The 24,089-nt window shown below is 50.5% G+C and carries 21 protein-coding genes; 20 read left to right on the top strand and 1 reads right to left on the bottom strand.

From position 1 onward, the window contains the following. Nucleotides 1–91: 91 nt before the first annotated feature. Entirely contained in the window at nucleotides 92–1,534 is a 1,443-nt protein-coding gene (locus BUB68_RS04385; RefSeq protein ID WP_073088572.1) for an Rne/Rng family ribonuclease, read from the top strand. A gap of 31 nt (nucleotides 1,535–1,565) precedes the next feature. Here BUB68_RS04385 and BUB68_RS04380 read toward each other — a convergent pair whose 3' ends face one another. Next, nucleotides 1,566–3,224: a sensor domain-containing diguanylate cyclase gene (locus tag BUB68_RS04380; protein WP_073088571.1), complete on the bottom strand. Its 1,659-nt coding sequence runs from the start codon at nucleotides 3,222–3,224 to the stop codon at nucleotides 1,566–1,568. A gap of 234 nt (nucleotides 3,225–3,458) precedes the next feature. Between BUB68_RS04380 and BUB68_RS04375 the strand changes: the two genes are divergently transcribed. The 19 genes from BUB68_RS04375 to BUB68_RS04285 all read left to right on the top strand — a co-directional run bounded on the left by BUB68_RS04375 (nucleotide 3,459) and on the right by BUB68_RS04285 (nucleotide 23,675). Further along, nucleotides 3,459–4,349, top strand: a complete 891-nt coding sequence (locus BUB68_RS04375) for a LysR family transcriptional regulator (protein WP_073088570.1) — start codon at nucleotides 3,459–3,461, stop codon at nucleotides 4,347–4,349. Nucleotides 4,350–4,368: 19 nt separating this feature from the next. Beyond that, nucleotides 4,369–4,764, top strand: coding sequence for a thioesterase family protein (locus BUB68_RS04370; protein WP_073088569.1), 396 nt, complete (start codon nucleotides 4,369–4,371; stop codon nucleotides 4,762–4,764). Between the two features lie 88 nt (nucleotides 4,765–4,852). Continuing rightward, on the top strand, nucleotides 4,853–5,545 hold the full coding sequence (locus tag BUB68_RS04365) for a response regulator transcription factor (RefSeq protein ID WP_073088568.1): 693 nt from the start codon (nucleotides 4,853–4,855) through the stop codon (nucleotides 5,543–5,545). Next, nucleotides 5,529–6,977, top strand: a complete 1,449-nt coding sequence (locus tag BUB68_RS04360; protein WP_073088567.1) for a sensor histidine kinase — start codon at nucleotides 5,529–5,531, stop codon at nucleotides 6,975–6,977. Before BUB68_RS04365 ends, BUB68_RS04360 begins: the two co-directional genes overlap by 17 nt. 126 nt (nucleotides 6,978–7,103) lie before the next feature. Continuing rightward, entirely contained in the window at nucleotides 7,104–7,961 is an 858-nt protein-coding gene (rfbD, locus tag BUB68_RS04355) for a dTDP-4-dehydrorhamnose reductase (protein ID WP_073088566.1), read from the top strand. 211 nt (nucleotides 7,962–8,172) lie between these two features. Continuing rightward, complete coding sequence (gene sstT / locus BUB68_RS04350) at nucleotides 8,173–9,420, top strand: serine/threonine transporter SstT (protein ID WP_073088565.1); 1,248 nt, start codon at nucleotides 8,173–8,175, stop codon at nucleotides 9,418–9,420. A 237-nt stretch (nucleotides 9,421–9,657) separates the two neighbouring features. Further along, nucleotides 9,658–10,278, top strand: a complete 621-nt coding sequence (locus tag BUB68_RS04345; RefSeq protein ID WP_073088564.1) for a TetR/AcrR family transcriptional regulator — start codon at nucleotides 9,658–9,660, stop codon at nucleotides 10,276–10,278. 44 nt (nucleotides 10,279–10,322) lie between these two features. Continuing rightward, on the top strand, nucleotides 10,323–11,504 hold the full coding sequence (nirJ1, locus tag BUB68_RS04340) for a putative heme d1 biosynthesis radical SAM protein NirJ1 (protein WP_073088563.1): 1,182 nt from the start codon (nucleotides 10,323–10,325) through the stop codon (nucleotides 11,502–11,504). A gap of 12 nt (nucleotides 11,505–11,516) precedes the next feature. Beyond that, complete coding sequence (nirJ2, locus tag BUB68_RS04335; protein ID WP_073088562.1) at nucleotides 11,517–12,515, top strand: putative heme d1 biosynthesis radical SAM protein NirJ2; 999 nt, start codon at nucleotides 11,517–11,519, stop codon at nucleotides 12,513–12,515. Nucleotides 12,516–12,669: 154 nt separating this feature from the next. Beyond that, the gene (gene deoC / locus BUB68_RS04330) at nucleotides 12,670–13,329 is read left to right on the top strand and encodes a deoxyribose-phosphate aldolase (RefSeq protein ID WP_073088561.1); all 660 of its coding nucleotides are present in this window, start codon (nucleotides 12,670–12,672) and stop codon (nucleotides 13,327–13,329) included. After that, nucleotides 13,329–14,510, top strand: a complete 1,182-nt coding sequence (locus tag BUB68_RS04325) for a phosphopentomutase (protein ID WP_073088560.1) — start codon at nucleotides 13,329–13,331, stop codon at nucleotides 14,508–14,510. Before deoC ends, BUB68_RS04325 begins: the two co-directional genes overlap by 1 nt. A 24-nt stretch (nucleotides 14,511–14,534) precedes the next feature. Then, a complete protein-coding gene (locus tag BUB68_RS04320; RefSeq protein ID WP_073088559.1) occupies nucleotides 14,535–15,857 on the top strand; it encodes a pyrimidine-nucleoside phosphorylase in 1,323 nt (440 codons plus the stop codon). Nucleotides 15,858–15,952: 95 nt separating this feature from the next. Continuing rightward, the gene (locus BUB68_RS04315; RefSeq protein WP_073088558.1) at nucleotides 15,953–16,333 is read left to right on the top strand and encodes a cytidine deaminase; all 381 of its coding nucleotides are present in this window, start codon (nucleotides 15,953–15,955) and stop codon (nucleotides 16,331–16,333) included. 85 nt (nucleotides 16,334–16,418) lie between these two features. Next, nucleotides 16,419–17,618, top strand: coding sequence for a NupC/NupG family nucleoside CNT transporter (locus tag BUB68_RS04310; RefSeq protein WP_073088557.1), 1,200 nt, complete (start codon nucleotides 16,419–16,421; stop codon nucleotides 17,616–17,618). 256 nt (nucleotides 17,619–17,874) lie between these two features. Beyond that, on the top strand, nucleotides 17,875–18,918 hold the full coding sequence (locus tag BUB68_RS04305) for an ABC transporter substrate-binding protein (protein ID WP_073088556.1): 1,044 nt from the start codon (nucleotides 17,875–17,877) through the stop codon (nucleotides 18,916–18,918). 104 nt (nucleotides 18,919–19,022) lie between these two features. After that, the gene (gene rimO, locus BUB68_RS04300) at nucleotides 19,023–20,354 is read left to right on the top strand and encodes a 30S ribosomal protein S12 methylthiotransferase RimO (protein WP_073088555.1); all 1,332 of its coding nucleotides are present in this window, start codon (nucleotides 19,023–19,025) and stop codon (nucleotides 20,352–20,354) included. A gap of 149 nt (nucleotides 20,355–20,503) precedes the next feature. Continuing rightward, nucleotides 20,504–22,084: a DEAD/DEAH box helicase gene (locus BUB68_RS04295; protein WP_073088554.1), complete on the top strand. Its 1,581-nt coding sequence runs from the start codon at nucleotides 20,504–20,506 to the stop codon at nucleotides 22,082–22,084. Nucleotides 22,085–22,187: 103 nt separating this feature from the next. Then, complete coding sequence (locus BUB68_RS04290) at nucleotides 22,188–22,856, top strand: hypothetical protein (protein WP_073088553.1); 669 nt, start codon at nucleotides 22,188–22,190, stop codon at nucleotides 22,854–22,856. A 102-nt stretch (nucleotides 22,857–22,958) separates the two neighbouring features. Further along, nucleotides 22,959–23,675 (top strand): hypothetical protein, encoded by a 717-nt coding sequence (locus tag BUB68_RS04285; RefSeq protein ID WP_073088552.1) that lies wholly within the window; start codon nucleotides 22,959–22,961, stop codon nucleotides 23,673–23,675. Nucleotides 23,676–24,089: the final 414 nt, after the last annotated feature.

The following is a 24,089-nucleotide window of genomic DNA, read 5'->3' as shown; positions in this document are numbered from 1 at the left end:
CGGGGATTTACGCCCGCCTGCGCCCTTCCCTGGGCGCTGGGCAACGATATAGCGTTATTTGTTTCGTGGTGATTGTGAGGGAGGTGAATGGATGAAATCTATTCTTGTTACCGTAGTACCGGAGGAAATGAAGGTTGCCATCCTTGAGGATGATAAATTATCCTCTATCGAGGTGGAGCGGGCTACGCATTCGCATCTGGTGGGCAATATCTATAAGGGACAGGTACAGAATGTGCTGCCGGGGATGCAGGCGGCGTTTGTGGATATCGGTACGGGAAAGAATGCCTTCATGTATATCGGGGATGGGATGCCGGCGGATATGAAGCAGGCACTTCCCAAGACACAGAAAATCCACATCGGGCAGCAGATTCCCGTGCAGATCATCAAGGATGCCATTGGCTCCAAGGGGCCGCGGGCTACGACACATATCACCCTGCCCGGGCGGCATGTGGTGCTTCTGCCTACGGCAGCCTATATCGGCATGTCCCGGCGCATTGAAGATGAGGCAGAGCGCACGCGGCTCCATGATATTGCGGCGAAAATCTGTCCCCAGGGCATGGGACTGATTATCCGCACTGTGGCGGCAGGTGCCAGCGAAGAGGCACTGCGGGAGGATGTGGAGTATTTGGCCAAGCTCTGGCATTCCCTGCTTTCCCGCTTCAAGATGAAAAGCAAGGGGGCCAATCTTCTTTACCGGGATGCGGACTTGATCATCCGCATCGTGCGGGACAATCTGACCGCTGAGGTGACGGAGATGCTGATTGACGATCAGGCTGTCTATCAGCGTGTCCATGACTTCGTGAAGCTGTTGTCACCGGAGCTGGTGGAAAAGATTCGTTACTATGATGCCAAAGAACCGCTGTTCAAGGCGTATGGGCTTGATGAGGAACTGGCCAGCCTGGGCAGCCGTACAGTAGAGCTGGAATCCGGAGGGTTTCTCGTCATTGACAAGACCGAGGCTTTGACGGTGATTGATGTGAATACCGGTAAGTATACGGGTTCCACGAATTTAGGTGAGACTGTATATGCCACCAATCAGGAAGCAGCTGAGGAAATCATGCGACAGCTCAGGCTGCGGGATATCGGTGGCATCATCATCGTGGATTTCATCGATATGGAGAAAGAGGCGCAGAAGGAGAATCTGCTCGCGCATCTGCGGAATCTGGCCAGGCTCGATCCCACCAAGACCAATATCGTGGATATCACGAGCCTGGGGCTGGTAGAGATCACCCGCAAGAAATCCCGGCAGAACCTCGACAGCATCATCTACAGTGAATGTCCGGTCTGTCATGGGCGCGGACGGGTGGAATCCCCCGAAACGGTCAGCATCCGCATTGCGGCGGATATCCGCCGCATGGAGCATAAATCCCATGCGGAAGACGGTTATGAAATCGAAGTGCATGAAACCGTGGCTGAGGAACTGCGGCACAACCAGCTGCTGATGAATCTGGCGGCAGAGTTTGCCATGGATATCAAGGTTACGGCAGCACCGGGCATGCATCCCGAGAATTATTCCATTTTGCAGCAAAACTGAATCAATAAAAGAAGCGGACGGCTGACGTTGGTCAGCCGTCCGCTTCTGTTTTCCTGAGTTCCTTAGTCAGGCGTTGTTTTTCCTTGCGGAGTCGTTTGTTTTCATACATACATTGGTCTGCCCGGCGGGCAACATCAATCACATGCGCATCAATCTGTGCATCGTATACGGCCAGTCCCATGGTCACATGTGCCTGTTCCCAGGCAGATGTGGCTGCGGCACAGAGTTCCTCCCGTTTTTGGCGGAAGAGGCGGAACAGTTCATCGCGGTTTTGGAAATCCTCATTTCGTATGATGACTGCAAATTCATCCCCGCCGATGCGGAACACAGGGCTGTGTTTGAACGTATGGCATATCAATTGACTGGCGGTTTTGATATACACATCACCCTTGTCATGTCCATAGACATCGTTGATGTGTTTGAGATTGTCACAATCAAAGACACCCACGGCAAACTCCAGTTTCTTTGCAGGATCTTCTATCTGTTCCTGTAATTTTTGTATATAAGCTTCATAGCTGGCTTTGTTGTGGACAGAAGTCATCGCATCGATATAAACCTGCCGGTTGAGTTTGCTGATATGTTCCTTTGTATGTGTGACCAGCTGTTTGAATGTGCGCGTGAGAAGACCAATCTCATCATTTCCATTGTAATTCAGTACGAACTCATATTTGCCATCCGCTACTTGTTTGGCTGATTCTGTGAGATCGCAAAGCGGCTTCGTGATGCGCTCGCCAAAGCGCATCATGATGAGGCTGACAATCAGCAGGATGACGAGCGAAGCGAAGAGTATGCGGCGGACCATCGTTTGCCAGCCGCTGTTGATTTCCGACAACGGAACGGTTACATATAATTGCATGCTATTGCGCAAGGGGAGCCAGACAGCTTCCTTGCTGATCCCGTTGAAATGGTATTGCACATGATTGCTTCCCACGATCCGGTCAGGGGTGTCCATGGCTACTTTTTCGCCATATTGCAGGAGTGTATCCATTTGCGGGTGATAGACGATATTGGAATCTGCGTCGAGGAGAAAAGCATAGCCATTGTCAAAGAGCCTGATTTTTTCCACTTCGCGTGCCAGTGTTTCATAGTCGAGTTCAATCCCAACCACACCGACAAATTGTCCCCTCCAATAGACGGGGACATTGTAGGAAATAACCCGCATACCCAGGTTTTCGGTATAATAAGGGGGCAGCCAGATGCTTTTTCCAATCATTTTAGGAACGGAAAACCATTTGGGGGCAGCTGAGATATTGTCATTGTATGGAATGAGGTCTGTCGTAGGGTATTCATGGAAGTCGTTTTCGGCGGTCTTTACATACCAAAAGCCTTTTACTGTAGGGGAAAATTGCGGGTCAATGCGGAAATAGTAAGTGAGCACCCCCGGGAGTCTGGCAGCAATCTTATTGAACAGCTGGCGGGTGTGTTCAACCTGGCTGTCCAGTTGGTCATAGGGCATGTTTTCAAAATTGTCCTGTATGAGTGTGGCGACTGTTTCCGTAGAATGCTCTGCACTGTCAAAATAGGATTCCAGATTCATGGCGCCTGTGGTACATTTCAGATGGAGCATCTGGTCGGCATCACTTCTGCCCAGCTCTTTGATGGAGAAAACACCAATCAATGTAGCGATGCTCATAGCGATGATGATTGATACTACGGTCAGCAATGTGAATTTTGTGCGAATGGAGTGCATCGGGGTGTATCCTCCTTCCGGTTATTTGAGTAGTTCATTTTGTATATTCCATACTGACCAGCAAAAACCTGCTAATCAGGAAGATTTTCTTCCCGTATCGAAGAACGGTCTCGTTGGGATATTTATAACTATTTTTAAAAAACGTTGCTCTATTTTGTCAAAAAAGTTATAATAAACCTAAATGGTTATACTAACTATGAAGTTTGGGATATAGTTTTGAGAAAGAGGCCGGAAATGGATATTAAGGATATGCGGGCGTTTTATGCCATTGTGGAGGAAGGAAATATCAGTCATGCGGCGCAGAGGCTGGATATTGCCCAGCCTGCCTTATCGCGGCAGATGAAGCGGCTGGAAAGCTCCCTGGGGGTGCAGCTCTTTGAACGGGGCAGCCGCCGCATCCGCCTGACCGATGCGGGGCGGGTCATGTACACCCGTGTCGAGCATATTCTGGGGATGGTGGATGGCACTGTGCGGGAGATCACGGAGATTGGTTCCGGCATTGCCGGTTCCATTCGTCTGGGGACGATCACGACTTCCGGAGCCTTATTATTGCCGGAATTGATTTCGGAATTCCATTCCCGCTACCCAAATGTGACTTATCAGATTTGGGAAGCGGAGGGCGCCAGAATCTTGGAACTGCTGGATAACCGGGTGATTGAGATTGGCATCACCCGCACGCAGGTGGATTCCAAGGTTTATGAATCCATTGTGCTACCCAATGAACCATTGGTGCTTATCATGAACAAGGAACAGGAAATCGGTGCCGACAGCACGAAAGTAGAACTGTCTGAGCTCAAAGACCAGCCAATCATTGTACCGCTGCGCTGGCAGTCGGTGTTTATCGCCAATTGCCGCAAGCTGGGCTTTGAGCCGAAGATTGTCTGTGTCAGCGACAGCATCGTGCAGGATCTGCTCCTGGCGAAGATGGGCATGGGCATGGCCTTGCTGCCGGTGTCCTCCAAGACTCTCCTGACCGATGGCAATCTGGTTTATAAAAAGCTGGTAGAACCGGAAATGAGCACGCATACGGTTATTGCCTGGCTCAAAAACCGTACATTATCCTCCTCCGCGGAGCATTTGATTGAGCTCTTCCGGGAAATGTTTTTAGGTTCTGGGAAAAAATAATGCAAAGGGGCGCATCATAATGGAACTTACGGATGTAAAAGTTGGTTTGAAGAATGTGGTTACGGAAGAAGTTACGCAGGAAAAGACAGCTCAGGCTATGGGCAGCGGCAGCCTGCCGGTCTATGCCACACCGGCCATGACCTGCCTGATGGAAAAGGCGGCCACTGAGGCGCTGGAACCGCTGGTGCCAGAAGGTTGGACTACCGTAGGTATCAGCCTCCATGTGGCGCATAAGGCTGCTACGCCAGTGGGCATGCAGGTGCGGGCGGAAGCTGAGGTCACGGCTGTGGAGGGCCGCAAGATCATCTTTACGGTGCGGGCTTTTGATGATGCAGAGGAAATCGGTGTGGGAACTCATGAGCGCTTTGCAGTGCTCAAGGAAAAGTTCCTGACCAAGGCACAGGCCAAACATTAATTTTTGATTATAATTAACCGGCAAGGCTTTTCAAACCTTGCCTTTCGTTATATTATGTATGTATGTTGTGATGCAGGAGGAATAAAGAATGGCTAACCCGAAGATTTTTATCGTGGAAGATGAACGGCGGATTGCCCGTTTTTTACAGATTGAATTAGAGCATGAAGGTTATGATACAGCCGTGGAGGATAATGGCCGGCGGGCACTTGACCGCATCGTGCAGGGTAGCTTCGATCTGGTACTCTTAGATGTGATGCTGCCGGAGATGGATGGTATGGAGATCTGCCGCAAGGTGCGGGAGGTTTCGGAGGTACCAATCATCATGCTCACGGCCCGGGATGATGTATCGGACATGGTTTCCGGCTTGGATTTGGGTGCTGATGACTATATCACGAAACCCTTTGATATGCAGGAACTCCTGGCGCGCATCCGGCGTGCCCTGCGCAGCCATTATAAAGATCGTCAGGAGGATGCGGATGAGAATGAGCGCCTGACGGTAAAGGATCTTATCATGATCCCCAGCCGCTTTGAAGTACGGGTGAAAGGCGAATTCGTACAGCTGACGAAAAAAGAATATACCCTGCTGGAATACCTTCTGCGCAACAAGCGCAATGTATTGAGCCGGGAACAGATCCTGCAGGCAGTTTGGGGATATGACTATAATGGGGACACGAATGTAGTGGATGTTTACATTCGTTATCTGCGCTCCAAGATTGATGAACGTTTCCAGGATAAATACATTCATACGGTACGGGGCATAGGTTATGCAGTTCGGGATTAAAGCCTGGCTTCGGCATCCCCGGCTGATGTTTGCTCGTCTGCGCTATGCGCAGATATCCACGAAGATCACCTGTTTCTATGCGGCGGTGCTGCTCCTCGTTTTGATCCTTACCAGTGTCCTGACTGGCTTGGGCGTGTTCTTTTCCTTCTATCATCAAGCGGAAGTAGAGCTTGAAATGAGCATGAACCATGTGCTGGATGTGATGGAACAGGGCCGATCGATTGATATGGATTTTGGCCGGGATGATATAGTCCTGCCAGGTGTTGTCCTGCGTATCACAGATACGACCGGTCAGATCGTGTTTGAAAACGACAGTCATTTTCCCCCGTTGCGCCGGATTGAGGAAAATACGGTCAAAAATCCACCCTTTTGGGCCAATAAGAATATGCGCGTGGTGCAATTTCGCAATGCAACATTCTATCATGCCCGCATGGATGTGGATTATCGGGGCAAGATCTATCAGATGCATTTTTTCAAGACCATCACGGCGGAAAAGCATTTCTTGGAAACGCTGCAGAAGATTCTGTTCCTGATGACTATTTTGGGCTTCCTGTTGGCGCTGTTGGCAGGTTTCTTTGTCAGCCGCAAGATCTTGCAGCCCATTCGGGATATGATCGTTACGGCCCGGAAGATCGAGGTGGAGAAGATGGACCGGCGCCTGATGGTGCCGCCTGCCCGGGATGAACTGATGGAACTGGCGGAGACATTCAATCATATGCTGGATCGTCTGGAAGGTGGCTTCAAGCAGCAGCAGCGTTTCGTGTCGGATGCTTCGCATGAGTTGCGCACGCCGGTGACGGTTATCCTGGGGTATTCGGATCTGTTGTCCCGTTGGGGACGGGAGGATGCAGAGGTTTTGGATGAGGGCATTGCGGCCATCCGCTCTGAAGCGGAAAACATGCAGCAGCTGATTGAAAAACTCCTGTTCCTGGCCCGGGCTGACCAGAAGCGTCAGGTGCTTCACAAGGAAAATATCGAAATCAGTGAAGTTTTGGCTGATATCATAAAGAAGATGCAGCTGGTGACCAAGGAACATACGGTGGAGCTGCTGCAAAATGACGATGGTCTGATGTATGGTGATCTGGTGACGGTGCGGCAGATGTTCCGCATCTTTTTGGACAACAGCCAGAAATATACACCGGCAGGAGGGCGGATTACGGTAACTTCCCGTTATGTGGCCGAGCCACAGGGAAAATTCATGCAGGTAGATCTGTCTGATGACGGCATTGGCATTGCTCCGGAAGATCAGAAAAAGGTATTTGAACGTTTTTATCGTGTAGATACCTCCCGTACCAAGGCCAAGGGCGTCAGTGGCACGGGGCTGGGCTTGTCCATTGCCAGCTGGATTGCCGAACAGCATGGTATTGAGATATCCATGAGCAGCGAATTGGGTAAGGGAACTACGATTCATTTGAGGATTCCTCTGATATAGAGAGAGCCTTCTCATCTGGGAAGGCTTTTTTTATGTGAGGCAGGAATTTTTTTATTTGTATAGAATTTATAAACAACATGGAGAAATGCTGAATCAAGCGGAATGTATGGAGAGGATGGATCTTTGATGAAAGTTTTGGTCACAGGGGTGACAGGCCAGTTGGGCCATGATTGTGTCAATGAATTTTTAAGCCGGGGCGTGGAAGTACAGGGCGTATCCAGCAAGGATTTCTCCCTGACCGATGGTGCAGCTACGGAAAACTATATCAGAAATTATCAGCCGGATGTGGTGGTTCACTGTGCTGCCTATACGGCTGTGGATAAGGCTGAGGATGAGCCGGAACTCTGCCATGCCATCAACGAGGAAGGTACCCGTCATATTGCGCGGGCCTGCGCTGAAATCGGTGCCAAGATGGTCTATATCAGCACGGATTATGTGTTTCCCGGGGATGGCGATAAGCCTTATGAGGTGGATGCGCCCAAGGGGCCGCAGAATGTCTATGGCCACTCTAAGCTGGCCGGGGAAGAAGCGGTGCAGGAGCTGCTGAAAAAATATTTCATTGTGCGTATTTCATGGGTATTTGGCATTCATGGCAAGAACTTTATCCGTACCATGCTGAATCTGGCTAAGAGCCATAAGGAACTCAACGTTGTGAACGATCAGATCGGCTCACCGACTTATACCCGTGATTTGGCGGTGCTGCTGGCTGATATGGTGCATACGGAAAAATATGGCGTTTACCATGCCACCAATGAAGGCTTCTGTTCCTGGGCGGAGCTGGCAGCGGAAGTCTTTCGTCAGGCGGGCAGGGATGTTATGGTTACACCTGTTGATTCATCGGCTTATCCGGTCAAAGCTGTACGACCGAAGAATTCCCGTATGAGTACGGAAAAGCTGGTGGATAATGGCTTTACGCTCTTGCCCCGCTGGCAGGATGCTGTGGGCCGCTATCTGATTGAATTGCAAAGTGAATCGCTTTTGTGATAGTTTCTTCGTGTTATGTCCTCTGAATGCGTACACATTCTCGAAATGTGTACGCATTCTTTTTGCTTTAATAGCAATAGTTCACTGTGAATAAACATTTTTGTCTTTATCTCTTGCAAAAGTGTAAAGTATAGTATATACTAACATATGTATAATATAGGTGAACGCACTTATCGTAATACAAGAAATTTTTTGAAGGAGGATGATTAGCATGTTTAGAAAAGTTGGCAGGAAATATATGGAAACTGCCCTGATCAAGCTAATCGCAGTTGGTTTAGTAATTGGTATCATCATCGCCCTGACTGCACCGGGAATGGTGCCGTTGGTGGCTATATTCGGTGATTTGTTCGTACGGGCATTGAAGGGCGTGGCACCGGTATTGGTGTTCGTGCTCGTCATGAATGCTATGGCTCAGAAAAATGCGGATGCCAGTGCTTCGATGAAGCCGATTGTCCGGCTCTATGTGTTGGCTACGTTCTTTGCATCGCTGGTGGCAGTGGCTTATTCATTCGCATTCCCTACCACCTTGCAGCTGCAGTTGGCTGATGCGAAGCTTACGCCGCCAAGCGGCATCCTGGAAGTCCTGCACAATCTCGTGCTGAATGTGGTGGATAATCCCATCCATGCCATTGCCAGCGCCAATTATATCGGCATCCTTGCCTGGGGTGTGCTGACCGGTCTGGCTCTGCACAGCGCTTCGGACAGTACGAAAGAAACCTTGAATGATTTTGCCAAGGCCGTCACGAAGCTGGTACAGTGGGTTATCCGTTTGGCACCCTTTGGCATCATGGGCCTGGTGGCAGATGCCATCGGCACCAACGGCGCGGAAGCCATCATGGGTTACTTCCATCTGCTGGCTGTGCTCCTGGGGGCATTCTTCTCCGTAGCCCTGATCATGAACCCGCTGATTGTCTATATGCACATTCACCGTAATCCGTATCCGCTGGTGTTGACGACTTTGCGGGAAAGCGGGCTCTATGCTTTCTTCACGAGAAGTTCGGCGGCTAATATCCCTGTGAATATGGAACTCTGTGAACGTTTGGGCTTGCATAAGGATACCTATTCCGTTTCCATTCCGCTGGGGGCTACCATCAACATGAGTGGTGCGGCTATCACCATTGCGGTATTATCTCTGGCTTGTGCGCATACCCTGGGGATTGATGTGGACCTGCCTACGGCCTTGCTCCTCTGCATTATTGCTACGGTAGGCGCTTGCGGTGCCTCGGGAGTGGCCGGCGGTTCCCTGCTGCTGATTCCCGTAGCCTGCTCGTCGTTTGGCATCAGCAATGATATTGCCATGCAGGTGGTCGGTGTCGGTTTCATCATTGGCGTATTGCAGGATTCCTGTGAAACGGCACTGAACAGCTCCAGTGATGTGCTGTTTACGGCAACGGCGGAATTGACGCAGAAAGCCAAAGAAGGTACCCTGACCGATGCGGATCTCGTGTTGAAGAACTGACATGAGCTGAGGTATTGATGTCCTGAAGAAATTTCCGAAGTCACCCTTCTGTGCAGTGACCCCGGTAAGTTAGATTTCCTGGTCTGACTTATGGTGTCGCTGCATAGTCGAGGGTGGCTTTTTTCGTGTGCTTTCCTGATAAATATGAATCAAATTCATTTTTTTCTTTTCTTATACTGATTTTTCCGATATAATAATAAACAGAATGAAATACAGAGGAAACGGGGAGATGCGATTATGGAAGAGAAAATAGGCCGCCGGGAGCGGAAGAAGATGTTGTCCCGGCAGGCGATATTGGACGCGGCGGTGGTGGTGTTCAGCAAGAAGGGGTTTCGTGAGGCTTCGATTGCTGACATCATGAATGGTGCGGACTTAGGTACAGGAACTTTTTATAATTACTTCCAGTCCAAGGAAGAACTGCTGGTGCATCTTTTGGGGCGTCTGGTGACAGAGGTCAGTACCAGCATCAAGGAACTGCGGGAGGATAAAAGGCCAGCCTGCGAGCTCTTATCGGTGGCTTGTATGCTGACGGCACGGTTCCTGGACGAGAATCGCTATGTATTGCCACTGTTTTTGGCGGCCGCTGACCATTCGGGACTGCCAGAGGATGCAGAAGAACGAAGATCTGTGCCTACACCGGGATTCAAGCCTCTTTTTGAGCGGATTTTGAAAGAGGGGCAGGAAGCTGGTGAGGTGCGTGATGATGTGCCGGCAGAACTCATAACGGAGATGTTCCATTCGATTTATCAGGCCACGGCTTTCAGTACCTTGGATATTTCTTTCCAGGAAAATGTAGCGATGAAGATGCGGTTGCTTTTGGATGGGATCAGAAAGCAGCCGGATGAGATAACGGAATAATGTGGCTGCTGAAAATATGTGTATTGTTTTAGGAGAGGGATCAGATGATTAGTGTAACGAAATTATTATTTGCGCGGGACTATTATGGTGATAATCTACGCTATACCAAGAGTGCCCATAGCATGAGAAATGGGGCAGCAGAAGGGATGGGACCGGTGGTGGTGTGGAATTCCACCAAGACCTGCAATCTGAAGTGCATGCATTGCTATATGCAGTCGGATGCCCAGAAGTACAAGAATGAGCTGACCACGGAAGAAGCCAAGAAATTCATTGATGATTTGGCGGATTTCCATGTGCCGGTATTGTTGTTTTCTGGTGGTGAACCCCTGATCCGTCCGGATTTCTTCGAACTGGCGGAATATGCCCAGAAGAAGGGCGTGCGTCCGACGCTTTCAACCAATGGCACGCTGATCACACGGGAAGTGGCTCAGCGCATCAAGGATATCGGCGTGGGCTATGTGGGGATTTCTTTGGATGGACTCAAGGATGTCAATGACAAGTTCCGCGGTGTGGAAGGCGCTTACGAGAAGGCGATGCAGGGCATTGAGAATTGTGTGGCCGTTGGTCAGCGGGTTGGCCTGCGCTTTACGATCAACCACCACAATATCATGGAGCTTGATGATATCTTTGACTTCATTGAAGAAAAGGGCATCAATCGCGTTTGCTTCTATCATCTTGTATACTCTGGCCGCGGCGAAAAAATGGTAAATCAGGATGTGACGCCGGAGGAATCCCGCAGGGCTATGGATATCATTATCCGCCGTACGCGTGATTTCGAGGAACGAGGGCTGGAGAAGGAGATCCTGACGGTGGATAACCACTGTGATGGTGTCTATATGTATCTCAAGGCTTTGTCTGAGGGCCGTGATGAAGTGGCTGCACAGATCAAGAAATATATATCGATGAATGGCGGCAATCGCTCCGGTATTGCCTTCGGAGAGGTCGATCCATTGGGCTATGTGCATCCGGATCAGTTTACCCAGCATCATACCTTTGGTAATGTGCGGGAGCGCAAATTTGGCGATATCTGGTCGGATACCAGTGCCAGCCCCATTCTGGCCGGATTGAAGGATAGAAAGCATCTGCTCAAGGGACGCTGTGCAAAATGTAAGTTCCTCGATAACTGCAATGGCAATTTCCGTACGCGGGCCGAAGCTGTGACTGGAGACTTCTGGGAGTCGGACCCCTCCTGTTATCTGACCGATGAAGAGATTGGCATTAAATAAGGAGGGCGTACTGTGAAAATCGTATCCTGGAATACCACCAATAACTGCAATATGTATTGCGCCCATTGCTATCGTGATGCCGGCTGCAAGGCTGAGGATGAATTATCTACGGAAGAAGCGAAGAAGCTTCTGCGGGAGATTGCCAAAGCGGGCTTTAAGATCATGATTTTCTCTGGCGGCGAACCCCTGACCCGTCCCGATATCGTGGAACTGGTCCGATATGCTGCCGATTTGGGACTGTTCCCGGTGTTCGGCACAAATGGTACGCTGATCACTTTGGAAATGGCAAAAGCGCTCAAAGAGGCTGGTGCCAGGGGGATGGGGATTTCGCTGGATTCGCTCGATAAGGCGAAACACGATAGATTCCGTTCCTTCCCCGGCGGCTGGGATGGAGCTGTGCAGGGCATGAAGAACTGCCGGGAAGTGGGGCTGCCATTCCAGATCCATACCACGGTTATGGATTGGAATCAGCATGAACTGGAAGCCATGACCGATTTTGCTGTGGAAATCGGTGCCAAGGCGCATCATTTCTTTTTCCTGGTGCCCACGGGCAGAGCTGCGACCATTGAGGAAGAATCCCTGCGGGCGGAAGCGTATGAAGAGGTACTGACTCGCATTATGAAGAAGCAGCAGACCGTCGATATTGAGCTCAAGCCAACCTGTGCACCGCAGTTCTTGCGCATCGCTGACCAGCTGGGGGTAAAGACGCGTTTCCATCGCGGCTGTCTGGCCGGTCTTTCCTATTGCATCATCAGCCCGCGGGGGAAAGTACAGCCCTGTGCTTACCTCAATATGGAGCTGGGGGATGTCCACGATACTCCTTTTGACGAAATCTGGAACAGCAGTGAAGTCCTGAAGAAACTGCGCACGCTGGAATACAGCGGTGGCTGCGGTTCCTGCAACTACAAGGGAGTCTGTGGCGGCTGCCGGGCCAGAGCCGCTTATTATCATGGTGGTGACTATATGGCCGAAGAACCCTGGTGTCTTTATCATGGGCGTCGTGGTGAATAAAAAAATATTATCAAATTATTATTATTCGGGACACATTCAGACATGTGTCCTTTTATTGTACGATAAAAAGCGATACAATAAGAGCAATGAGAGAAAAAGGAAAGATTGTGACTTTTTCCACTTATCGTTTGTAGTTTGATTAGGAGGATGTATAATGAACGCACAGGAAATTTTGGCAAAGGTTGATCATACCTTATTGAAACAGAATGCTGTTTGGTCAGAATTTGAAGCTCTTTGCGAGGAGGCAATTGCTTATAAAACGGCTACGGTGATGGTGCCGTCCTGCTATGTACCGCGGATTGTGGAGAAATATGGTGATAAACTGAAGGTAGCTTGCGTTGTTGGCTTCCCCAATGGTAATTGCAATACGGCCGCTAAGATTGCGGAAACGGCTCAGGCGCTGGCTGATGGCGCCCAGGAAATCGACATGGTCATCAATGTCAGTGCTTTGAAGGAAGGCAATACGGAATTTGTGACCAGCGAGATCAAGGCGCTCAAGAACCTCTGCGGCAATCGTGTGCTGAAGGTTATTGTGGAAACCTGCTTCCTGACGGAAGAAGAGAAGATCGCTGCCTGCAAGTGCGTGACCGAAGCTGGTGCGGACTTCATCAAGACATCCACGGGCTTTGGCCCCAAGGGCGCTACGTTGGAAGATATCAAACTCTTCAAGGCAAACATCGGTGAAGGCGTACAGATGAAACCGGCTGGCGGCATCCACACGCGTGAAGAGATGGAAGCTTATCTCGAGGCTGGCTGCACTCGCCTGGGCTGCAGCGCAGCGGTAAAACTTTTGAAGGACGAGGTGGATAAATAATGGGCAAATTCAAAAGAGCATTCATTATTGTTTTGGATAGCTACGGTATCGGTTATGAGCCGGATGCCGCTGAATTTGGTGATGGGGAATGCAATACCCTGAAGTCCATTGTAGGTTCTGCCAAGTATGATACCCCGAATATGAAGAAACTGGGCCTGTTCAATATCGATGGTGTTGGCTGCGGCGAGCCTGTCGCTGAACCGATCGGCTCCTTTGCCCGTCTGCGGGAACTCTCCCAGGGCAAGGACACCACCACGGGCCATTGGGAAATCGCCGGCATCGTGTCCGAGCGTCCTATGCCGACCTATCCGGATGGTTTCCCGGCTGATCTCATCGAGAAGCTGGAAAAGGCCTTTGGCAAGAAGATCATCTGCAACAAGCCGTATTCCGGGACGCAGGTACTCATGGACTATGGCCGTGAACAGAAGGAAACGGGAGCGCTCATCGTCTACACTTCTGCTGACAGCGTGTTCCAGATTGCGGCACATGAAGATGATGTACCGGTAGAAAAACTCTATGAATACTGCAAGATTGCCCGTGAGATCCTGCAGGGTGAACACGGTGTGGGCCGCGTGATTGCCCGTCCGTATGTAGGCGAGTATCCGAACTACACCCGTACGCCGCGCCGTCATGATTTCTCCCTTGACCCGACGGGCGACACTATGATGGATGCCCTGCGTCGCAAGGGCCTTGATACCATCGGTGTCGGCAAGATTTCCGATATCTTTGCCGGCCGTAATATCAGCCGCACCCTTGGCATCAACAAGGACAATGTGGATGGCATGGAAAAGACCCTGAAGGTCATGGATGAAGATTTCGAAGGCCTGTGCTTTGTCAATCTCGTGGATTTCGATATGGCTTACGGCCATCGCCGCGATATTGACGGCTATGCTAATGCCGCAACGGTATTTGACAAGCAGCTGGGCGAGTTCATGGCCAAGATGCGCGATGATGATGTGCTGATGATCACTGCCGACCATGGCTGCGACCCTGGCGCACCAGGCACCGACCATACCCGTGAATACATCCCCCTGCTGATTTACGGCAAGCATATCAAGGCGAATGTAAATCTGGGCACCCATGCTACGTTTGCGATGATCGGTGCTACGATTTCCGATATGTTTGACTGTGACCTGAAGACCAAGGGCGAGAGCCTGCTCCCGCGCATTATCAAAGATTAATCTTAGAAAAGAGGCTTTTTTCCTATGAGAATGTACGACCTGATTACGAAGAAGAAACATGGCGAAGCATTGACGGACGCTGAAATCCAGTTCATGATTGACGGCTATGTCAAGGGGGAGATCCCTGATTATCAGATGTCTTCCATGCTGATGGCCATCTGGTTCAATGGTATGAATGACCATGAAATCACCCAGCTCACCATGTGCATGGCAAAATCCGGCGATATGATCGACCTGTCGGCAATCGCTGGCAAGAAGGTTGACAAACATTCCACTGGCGGTGTAGGTGACAAGACTACCCTGATCGTGGGCCCGATTGTGGCAGCCTGCGGCGGCAAAGTGGCCAAGATGAGCGGCCGTGGCCTGGGTCACACCGGCGGTACTGTGGACAAGCTGGAATCCATTCCGGGCTTCCGCACGGTACTGGATCGCACGGAATTCTTCGATACGGTTAACAAATGTGGCATCAGCCTGATTGGCCAGTCTGGCAATCTGGCTCCGGCAGACAAGAAACTCTATGCGCTGCGTGATGTGACGGCAACTGTTGACAGCATTCCTCTGATTGCTTCGTCTATTATGAGCAAAAAGCTGGCTGCAGGTTCTGACTGCATCCTGCTGGATGTAAAGACCGGCAGTGGTGCCTTCATGAAGACGCTGGATGACTCCATCAAACTGGCACAGACCATGGTGGCTATTGGTGAGGGCGCAGGCCGCCGCACGGTTGCTCTGATCACGGATATGGATACGCCGCTGGGCCTTGGTATTGGCAATAGCCTTGAAGTAGCGGAATCCATGGATGTGCTCAAAGGCCATGGTCCGGCTGATCTTACGGAGGTTTCCCTCCAGCTGGCTTCCAACATGCTCTATCTCGTAGGCAAAGGAACGCCGGAAGAATGCCGTAAGATGGCTGAAAAATCCATTGCAGATGGTTCTGCTTTTGAAACGTTCTGCAATATGGTCAAGGAGCAGGGCGGCGATGACAGCGTGCTCCGCGATTATACAAAATTCGCACAGGCTCCATACAAAGCTGAGATCAAGGCTGAAACGGATGGCTTCATCACCAGCATGAATGCAGAGTCCATTGGTGAGATGTCCGTAATCCTGGGGGCAGGTCGTGAAACTAAGGAAAGCGATATTGACTTCTCCGCTGGCCTCGTGCTGCATAAGAAATACGGCGACGAAGTGAAAGCAGGCGACGTGATGGTCACCCTTTACACTTCCAAGGAAGCATCTTTGAAGAGTGCTGAAGACATGTACCGCAAGGCTGTTGTGGTTGAAGCGAAAGCTCCGGTCAAGAAACCCCTGGTATATGCTCGTGTGGAAAAAGATAAAGTAGAGAAGTACTAAGCTTATCATAAAGGAACGATTTGGCTGGTCGGATGACCAGTCAAATCATTCCGCTAAATTATCGCATAATTATGTATTGAAGGAGTGTTTTTGCGGTGGAGGATAAAGAATTAATCGCGGCTGCGAAAAAATACCGTGAGTTTTCCTACAGCCCTTATTCGAAGTTTAAGGTTGGTGCGGCTGTGCTCACGAAGAAGGGCAATGTGTACGGTGGCTGTAATGTGGAGAATTCCAGCTTTCCGATAACCAATTGCGCTGAACGAACGGCAATCTTCAAGGCTGTTTCTGAGGGAGAACAGGAGTTTGAGGCAATTGCTCTGATTGCCGATACACCTGGTCCTTGTTCACCCTGCGGTGCCTGCCGTCAGGCAATGGTGGAATTCAAGATTCCGAAGATCATCATGGCCAATATGAAGGGCGATGTCAAGGTAGTTACCCTGGAAGAACTTATGCCTTACGCCTTCACGGAGTTTTGACCGATATTGACAAAGACTTATGTTTTGTGCGACAATAGGACATGTGTCCTATTGGCACACAGTAATCATACAAAGGGGAATTTATATGTTTTTAATCGTAAACCTCATTGGTGTGGCGGTGTTCTTGGGCATCGGCATTCTCTTATCCAAAAAGCGCAGTGCTATTCAGTGGCGTTGCGTAGGTTCTTTGCTGGCTTTGAACGTGTTCCTGGCCTGGTTCCTGACGTCCTTCTCTGTGGGCCGCGAGATCATAGTGGCTGCAGCGGCAGGCTTCAACTGGCTGATCAGTGTGGCCTATGAAGGTATTGCCTTTGCCTTCCCGGATTGGGTCCATGTTCCGCAGATGAACTTCTTCACTTCGGCACTTCTGCCGATCTTGCTGGTTGTACCGATGTTTGATATCCTGACTTATATCGGTGTCCTGCCTTTTATTATCAAATGGGTCGGTAAGGGTCTGGCCATTCTTACCCATGCTCCCAAGTTTGAATCCTTCTTTGCGATTGAAATGATGTTCCTGGGCAATACGGAGGCGCTGGCTGTATCCAGCTTGCAGCTTAAACGCATGAAGGCTGATCGTTGCCTGACGTTGGCAATGATGTCCATGAGCTGCATCACGGCTGCTATGGTCGGTATTTACACGAAGATGATGCCTGGTGAATTCATTATCACGGCTATTCCTTTGAACGTTATCAATGCACTGATTGTTACCAATATCCTTCATCCGGTCAAGATTTCGGAAGAAGAAGATACTGTTGCCCGTGTAAACGATGGTGGTGCAGAACGTGAACCGTTCTTCTCCTTCCTGGGTAATTCCATCCTGGGTGCAGGCCGTCTGGTACTCATTATCTGTGCTAACGTTATTGCTTTCGTGGCGCTGGCAAAATTGATCGATATGCTGCTGGTGCTGATCCATCCGGCTATCACGCTGGAAAATATCCTTGGCTGCATCATGTTCCCCTTCGCCTGGCTTATGGGTCTGGACAGTGGTGAGGCTTTCCAGTTGGCGCAGTACATGGGCACGAAGCTGGTTACGAATGAATTTGTAGTCATGCTCAGCGTACAGGATATCATGGGACAGTTCAGCCAGCATATGCAGGGTGTACTGACGGTATTCGTTACTTCCTTTGCTAACTTCTCTACGCTTGGTATGATTATCGGCTGTTTCAAAGGCCTGGTGGATGATGACAAGAATGAGCTCATCTCCCGTAATGTAGGCTACATGCTGTTGTCCGGTATCCTGGTTTCCCTGCTGTCCGCAGGTATCGCCGGCCTGTTCATCTGGTAAATTCCAACTTCATATAAAAATGCCCCGGGGGTTGGCAATTCTTTCCTGAGATCTTGACGCAAGCCGTCAGATGTGATAGTAGAGGATTGCCGGCTCCCGGGGTTTCGTATATATTTTATCCTTTATCTGTCCGGGCTTCCTGTGCTGTCCGGGAAGGGAGTGCAGGATGAGGGAAGTGTATGCAAAATCTATTGCGGCACGTCTTTTCTTATGATAGAATAGGTTTGATTGGAGTTGTGAGCGAGGTATTGTTATAATGAGAAGGTATACATCCCTGTTGCTGACGGCTTTTTTGTTGTTTATCCTGGTGATGGCAGGTTCCTTTTATTTTGCCAGGGCAGGGCATGAGGCAAAAGATCGTCCTTTGCGGGAAGTGACTGTCTATACGACGTTGCCTGCTGAGCATGCGGCTATTTTGACGAATGCTTATGAGAGATCGCATCAGGTACGGGTGAACTTCGTGCCGCTTTCCTCCGGGGATATCATAAAGCGTCTGCAAACGCAGGTGACAGCTGAGGGCGATGGGACGGTGGCCATGGTGCTGGCCGATAAAGATACGTTGACCCAGGCCGCGGTGGCAGGCTATCTGACACCGTATCTTTCAGAAGCGGGCGATCAGGTACCAGAGAATTTTCGCCAGGCGGATGGATATTGGGTGGGAGTCTGGTATGATCCTATCGTGTTCTGTATGAATAAGGATTATCTTCTGACCCTGTCACGGGTGCCTGACACATGGACGGAATTGGCTGCTCAGCCGAAAATGCGCGTGGGCGTCACAGATTTTTTGGCCGCGGATGCGTCGGCGAATCTGTTCCTGAGCATGCTGGCGCAATTCGGGGATGTGGCTACCTATGATATCTGGCGGCAGATCCATCCGAAGGTGGTACAGTATGCCCGCTATCTTTCCAACCCGGTCCGCCAGGCGGGCATGGGGGAAGTGGATGTGGCTATTGCCGTGGAAAGCGAGGCCATCCGTTATATGCAGGGGGGCTATCCGTTGAAGATTGTCTATCCTGCTGATGGTACAGCAGCCATGATTACCGGTACGGGGATTGTCTATAAGGGCAAGCCTGCTGATATTATGGCGGCCAAAGAATTTGCTGATTGGCTTTTGTCTGATGAGGCACAACAGGTCTTGCAGAAACAGGATTTTTACTTTGTTCCCACTAATCCTGGCACTTTGGCTTACAAATCCTTTGCCGGGAAGAATATGATTCTCTTTGATCAGCCCGTGAATTTCACGGCCCAACAGCGGCATGATTTTCTGGATCGATGGGTCAAGGAAGTCCGCTTCAAATAAGTTTCATATTTCGTGTGTTGTGTGTTATGCAGAGGGTGCTGTCTGTCCATACAGGCTGTATCCTCTTTCGTAATTAGAGCGTATATTCATTAGGAGGTTTTTTTGTGAAAGCAGGTTTTATCAGTCTTGGCTGTTCCAAGAATCTGGTGGATACAGAAATTATGCTGGGCGAGCTCCGGGATCATGGCATCGAACTGACCAATAATCCCGCTGAAGCCGATATCTTGATTGTCAATACTTGTGCCTTTATCCAGTCGGCCAAGGAAGAGTCCATTACCACGGTGCTGAATATGGCGGATTATAAGGAATCCGGCCGTTGCCGCAGCCTGATCGTGGCGGGTTGCTTAGGCCAGCGCTATAAGCAGGAACTGCTGGATGAACTGCCGGAAGCCGATGCCATTCTGGGCACGGGGGCCTGGGGGCGTATCATGGAGGCCGTGGAGGAAACGCTGAAGGGCCGCCGTGTGGTGATCGCCGATGAGGATGATACCCTTTATGATGAGAAGACGCCGCGCATCCGCACGACGCCGGATTATACGGCTTATGTGAAGATTGCCGAAGGTTGTGACAACCGTTGTGCCTTCTGTGCTATCCCGCAGATTCGCGGCCGTTTCCGCAGCCGGAAAATCGAGGATATCTGCAAGGAAGTAGAGAACCTTACGGAACAGGGCGTGCGGGAAGTGGTATTCATCGCGCAGGACAGCACCAACTATGGTCGGGACATCTACAACCGTCCGGCATTGGCGGAGCTGCTGCGCGAAGTGGTCAAGGTGCCCAAGCTCAAATGGGTGCGCACCCTTTACTGCTATCCGAAGTTCTTCACGGATGAACTCATTGATGTATATGCTACGGAACCCAAGGTCTGCAAGTATGTGGATCTGCCTTTGCAGCATGCCCATAATTCTGTGCTCAAATCCATGCATCGTCCCGATACGCAGGAGCAGATGATTACCCTGATCAAGAAACTGCGGGAGCGGATTCCGGGTGTTACTATCCGTTCGACGTTCATTGTCGGCTTCCCTGGAGAGACGGATGCGCAGTATCAGACTTTGCGCAACTTCCTGATTGAACAGCGTCTGGACAAGGTAGGCGTGTTCACGTATTCCCGTGAGGAAGATACGCCGGCTTATAATATGGAAAACCAGATTTCCGAAGAAGTCATGCAGGAGCGCTATCATGACCTCATGAGCGTGCAGAGCAAGATTTCCGAGGAGGTCAACCAGAGCTTTGAAGGCAAAGTGATTGAAGTCCTTGTGGAAGGACGGGACGAGGAACAGCCCAATATCGCGGTGGGACGCTCTTACCGCGAGGCGCCGGAGGTTGACGGACAGGTCTATATCGAAGGCGATACGGAGAGCAAGCCGGGAGATGTTATTAAAGTGCGCATATTGCAGGGCTTTACCTATGATGTAGTGGGAGAGCCTGTTAAAGAATAATGCGTGGTGGTACTTTTCTTTGGCGCAAAGAAAAGTACCCAAATACCCTGATGGGCAGTGATATAGCTTTGTCTTTTTGGAGGCAAGTAGGGACAAATTGCCACGCATTGTCCCTATAAAGATTCATATATATTTTTTGGAGGAACTTTTTGAAACAGGAACTTAAAAACTTTGGTGAGATTGAACTGAGCCGCAAGGTGCTGCAGGCACTGCGGGAGATGGGGTTTGAGGAGCCTTCGCCGATTCAGGCGCAGACGATTCCCCTGACGCTGGAAGGGCATGATGTGATTGGTCAGGCCCAGACGGGAACAGGGAAGACGGCGGCCTTTGGCATTCCTACGGTGGAGAAGATTGCCGAGAAATTCCATAAGGTGCAGGCACTCATTCTCACGCCGACCCGGGAACTGGCAATCCAGACGGCAGAAGAGCTCAATAAGATCGGCAAGTTCAAGCGGGTGCGCACGCTGCCGATTTATGGCGGTCAGTCCATTGACCGGCAGATCCGCTCTCTGAAGCGCGGTGTGCATGCCGTTGTCGGTACGCCGGGGCGTCTTTTGGACCATCTGAACCGGGGAACTCTCGATCTGGAGAATGTGCAGACCCTGGTCCTGGATGAAGCTGATGAGATGCTGGATATGGGGTTCATTGATGATATTGAAAGCATCATCAAGCAGATTCCTGAAGGTCGGCAGACGCTGCTCTTTTCGGCCACCATGCCGGGGCCGATTGAAAAGCTTTCCCGCCGTTATATGGAGCATCCCCAGCGCATCACGATCACCAAGGAAAATCTCACAGTTTCTTTGATTGACCAGCTTTATTATGAAACCCGCGAGAAATTCGAGGGCCTTTGCCGGGTGCTGGATGTGGAAGAGACGGGCAAGCTCATCATCTTCTGCCGCACCAAGCGGGCGGTTGATGATCTGACGGCTTCGCTTGAGGCACGCGGTTATTCTGCTGGCGGCCTGCATGGTGATTTGTCCCAGATTCAGCGTGACCGTGTGATGAAGCGTTTCCGCGAAGGACGCATCGATATCCTGATTGCCACCGATGTAGCTGCTCGCGGTATCGACATCGATGACATTACGCATGTCATCAACTACGATATCCCACAGGACCATGAATCCTATGTGCACCGCATTGGCCGTACGGGCCGTGCTGGCCGCAAGGGCGTAGCCATGACCTTTATCGAGCCGAAGGAGTATCGTCAGCTGCGCCTCATCATGAAGCTGGCCCATACGAAGATCCAGCGCAAGGAACTGCCGACGGCTTCGGATCTGCTGGAACGGCAGAAGGATCTGGTGCAGGAGCGTCTCGTGAAGACCCTGCAGCAGAATCATTATGATGATTACCATGAAATCATCTCGGATGTGGCGGCAGAAGGTTTCGATATGGTGGATATCGCGGCTGCAGCCCTGAAACTGTCTCTGGAAGGTTTTAAGGACGAGAAGAGTGACACGGATACTGGTTTTGGCGATACGGGCGGGGCACCTGGCATGGTACGCCTGTTCTTCAATATCGGCCGCAGCCAGAAAATCCGTCCGGCTGATATCGTCCGGGCTATCGCTGACGAAGCGGATATTCCGGGCGCAACCATTGGGGTTATCAATATCTATGACAAGTTCACGTTCGTGGAAGTGCCGGAAGATGTGGCTGAGCGTGTCATGAGCACGATGCACCGCAATACGGTCAAGGGCTGGAAGGTAAATGTGGAACCGGCCCGGAAACGGTGATATAATGTAGCATTAGAGAAACAGGAATCCTGGCATAGCAATCAAGGCATGTTGCGTAATTCAGGTTTGCGCAACACGCTTTTATGAAAAGAGGTAATGTACGATGAGGAAAAAAGCGAAGATTATCACAGCCTTGGGCCTGATGGGAGTCTTTTTTATGGGAATGGGAATGTCTCAGGCTGATGCTAAGAAGAAGGCTGAGACTCCGGCGGCGTCTCAGGTTCAGCAGGCATCGGCAGCGTCTGCATCCCAGACCGTTAACAGCTATGTATATACCAGCAAACAGTACGGCTATACCATCAATTGCCCACAGAAACCGCATGTCATTCCTGCCAGTGCGCTTTATGAGGGCAAGCAGGGCGAAGTCTTGATTTTTGCTAATGAGGGCTATAATATAAAAAATGCCTGGATCGTTATCAAAGATGCTTTTGCCGAGGATAAAATACCGAACCTGAATACGATCAATGAGGAAGAGGCAAAAAAATATCTGAACGATCTGATGGCCTCTAATGGCTATGAAGGCATCATGTTGATCAATCGCACGGCGCAGGATAAGGCTGTCTATGCCATCACCGCCAAGGAAGTGGAAATCGATACCGATGGGGATGGCAAGCCGGACACGACGGCAACGGCTGATACGCAGATGGCAGTGACGTTCTTCCGCGGCAATAAAGGTGGCCGCTATTCTGTGCAGCTGATTGACAATCCGGATCTGCGCAGCACGGCACTGGATGTCTTTCAAAAAGGCGTAGTCAGCTTCAAAGAAATCTGAGTTTAGTGAATGAGATTCGGCAGGACTTTTTATTGGTTCTGCCGAATTTTATTATATCTATGTAGAGAAATTTACAGCACAGGACATTGGGGGATACAGTCAATGAAGCAAAGCAAGCGTGTGTGGGGAATCATTTTTTTTATGGGGATGATGCTGCTGGGAAACTGGGGAGAGGCTGCGGAAGCGGTTTCAACTGTGGATAGTCAGGAATTATTTCGTTCACAGTTAGTGAAGGATGATAAAGCTGAGGATAAAGCAAAGCAGGCTGCACAGGCGGTCGATAAGGCTGTGGATGATTTACCGCAGCTCAATTCCCGGTTTCGCTGGGCGGCGGTAAAGTCTTCAGCCGAACTGGAAGAAAAACAGCGGGTACAGGAACGTCAAAAGAAGGCAATCCCCATCATTATCACAGCAGCTGATATCGATCGTGAGAAAAAGGCCAGGAAGCGGAGCGGGAAACCGGATGCTCCATCCATGATATCGCCGCGTCCTTTGGAAATGCCGCAAATCAAACCGGCACCGCCAAAAACTGCACCAAAGCCAGTGGTACCTACGCCGCCACAGAGACAGCAGGTGTCAGAGCCACAGCCGCTGCCGGCAGATACCATTGAACTGCCACCGGTCATGCCCGTAACAGTTCAAAACGAAGGAACAGAAGGTCATCCGCGGGAAATCGTGGAATTGCCGCCGGTAGAACCTGTTGCTTCCGGGGAACAGGATGTGATGACGCAAGCGTTGGCTGAGGTCATGACCGCTGAGCTGGTGGTAGATGATATCGCTGAAGATAGGGAAGAATTACCGCCTGTTCAGCCTGTTTGAGGCGTGTCGGTATCCGTAAAGCTGATTGGATAGCATGAAGGAACATGTTTTAAGATAATTTTAACCTAATCCGCCAGAAGTCCTCCACATCTTAGGTGGGGGATGAAGGCGGGGCTGGCGAATTTACGTAAGTAATTGAGCCAGACAATTGCTCCGTAGATAGTTATGCGGTATAATCTTGGTAACGAATATCGAAAATCTTCTAAGAAAGGAGAAGACCTGCGAAATTGCGTTACGCAGCTGAAACGCGAAAACCAAGCAGTAAGCTGCCAGCAGGTATAACTAGGTGCGTGTACCATCTACCGCGCGAAAGTGGTAACATGATTAGGCGGTCAGTGCTAAGTCAAAAGGCCGACAAGTACACAACTACCGTAGGGACTACGGGAAGTTACGCCTGTGGAGAGTGTGTAAGGC

Origin of the sequence: Pseudoselenomonas ruminantium (assembly GCF_900142515.1) — a bacterium.
Lineage (GTDB): Bacteria > Bacillota > Negativicutes > Selenomonadales > Selenomonadaceae > Selenomonas_A > Selenomonas_A ruminantium_D.
This window is presented reverse-complemented; position numbering and strand designations above follow the sequence as displayed.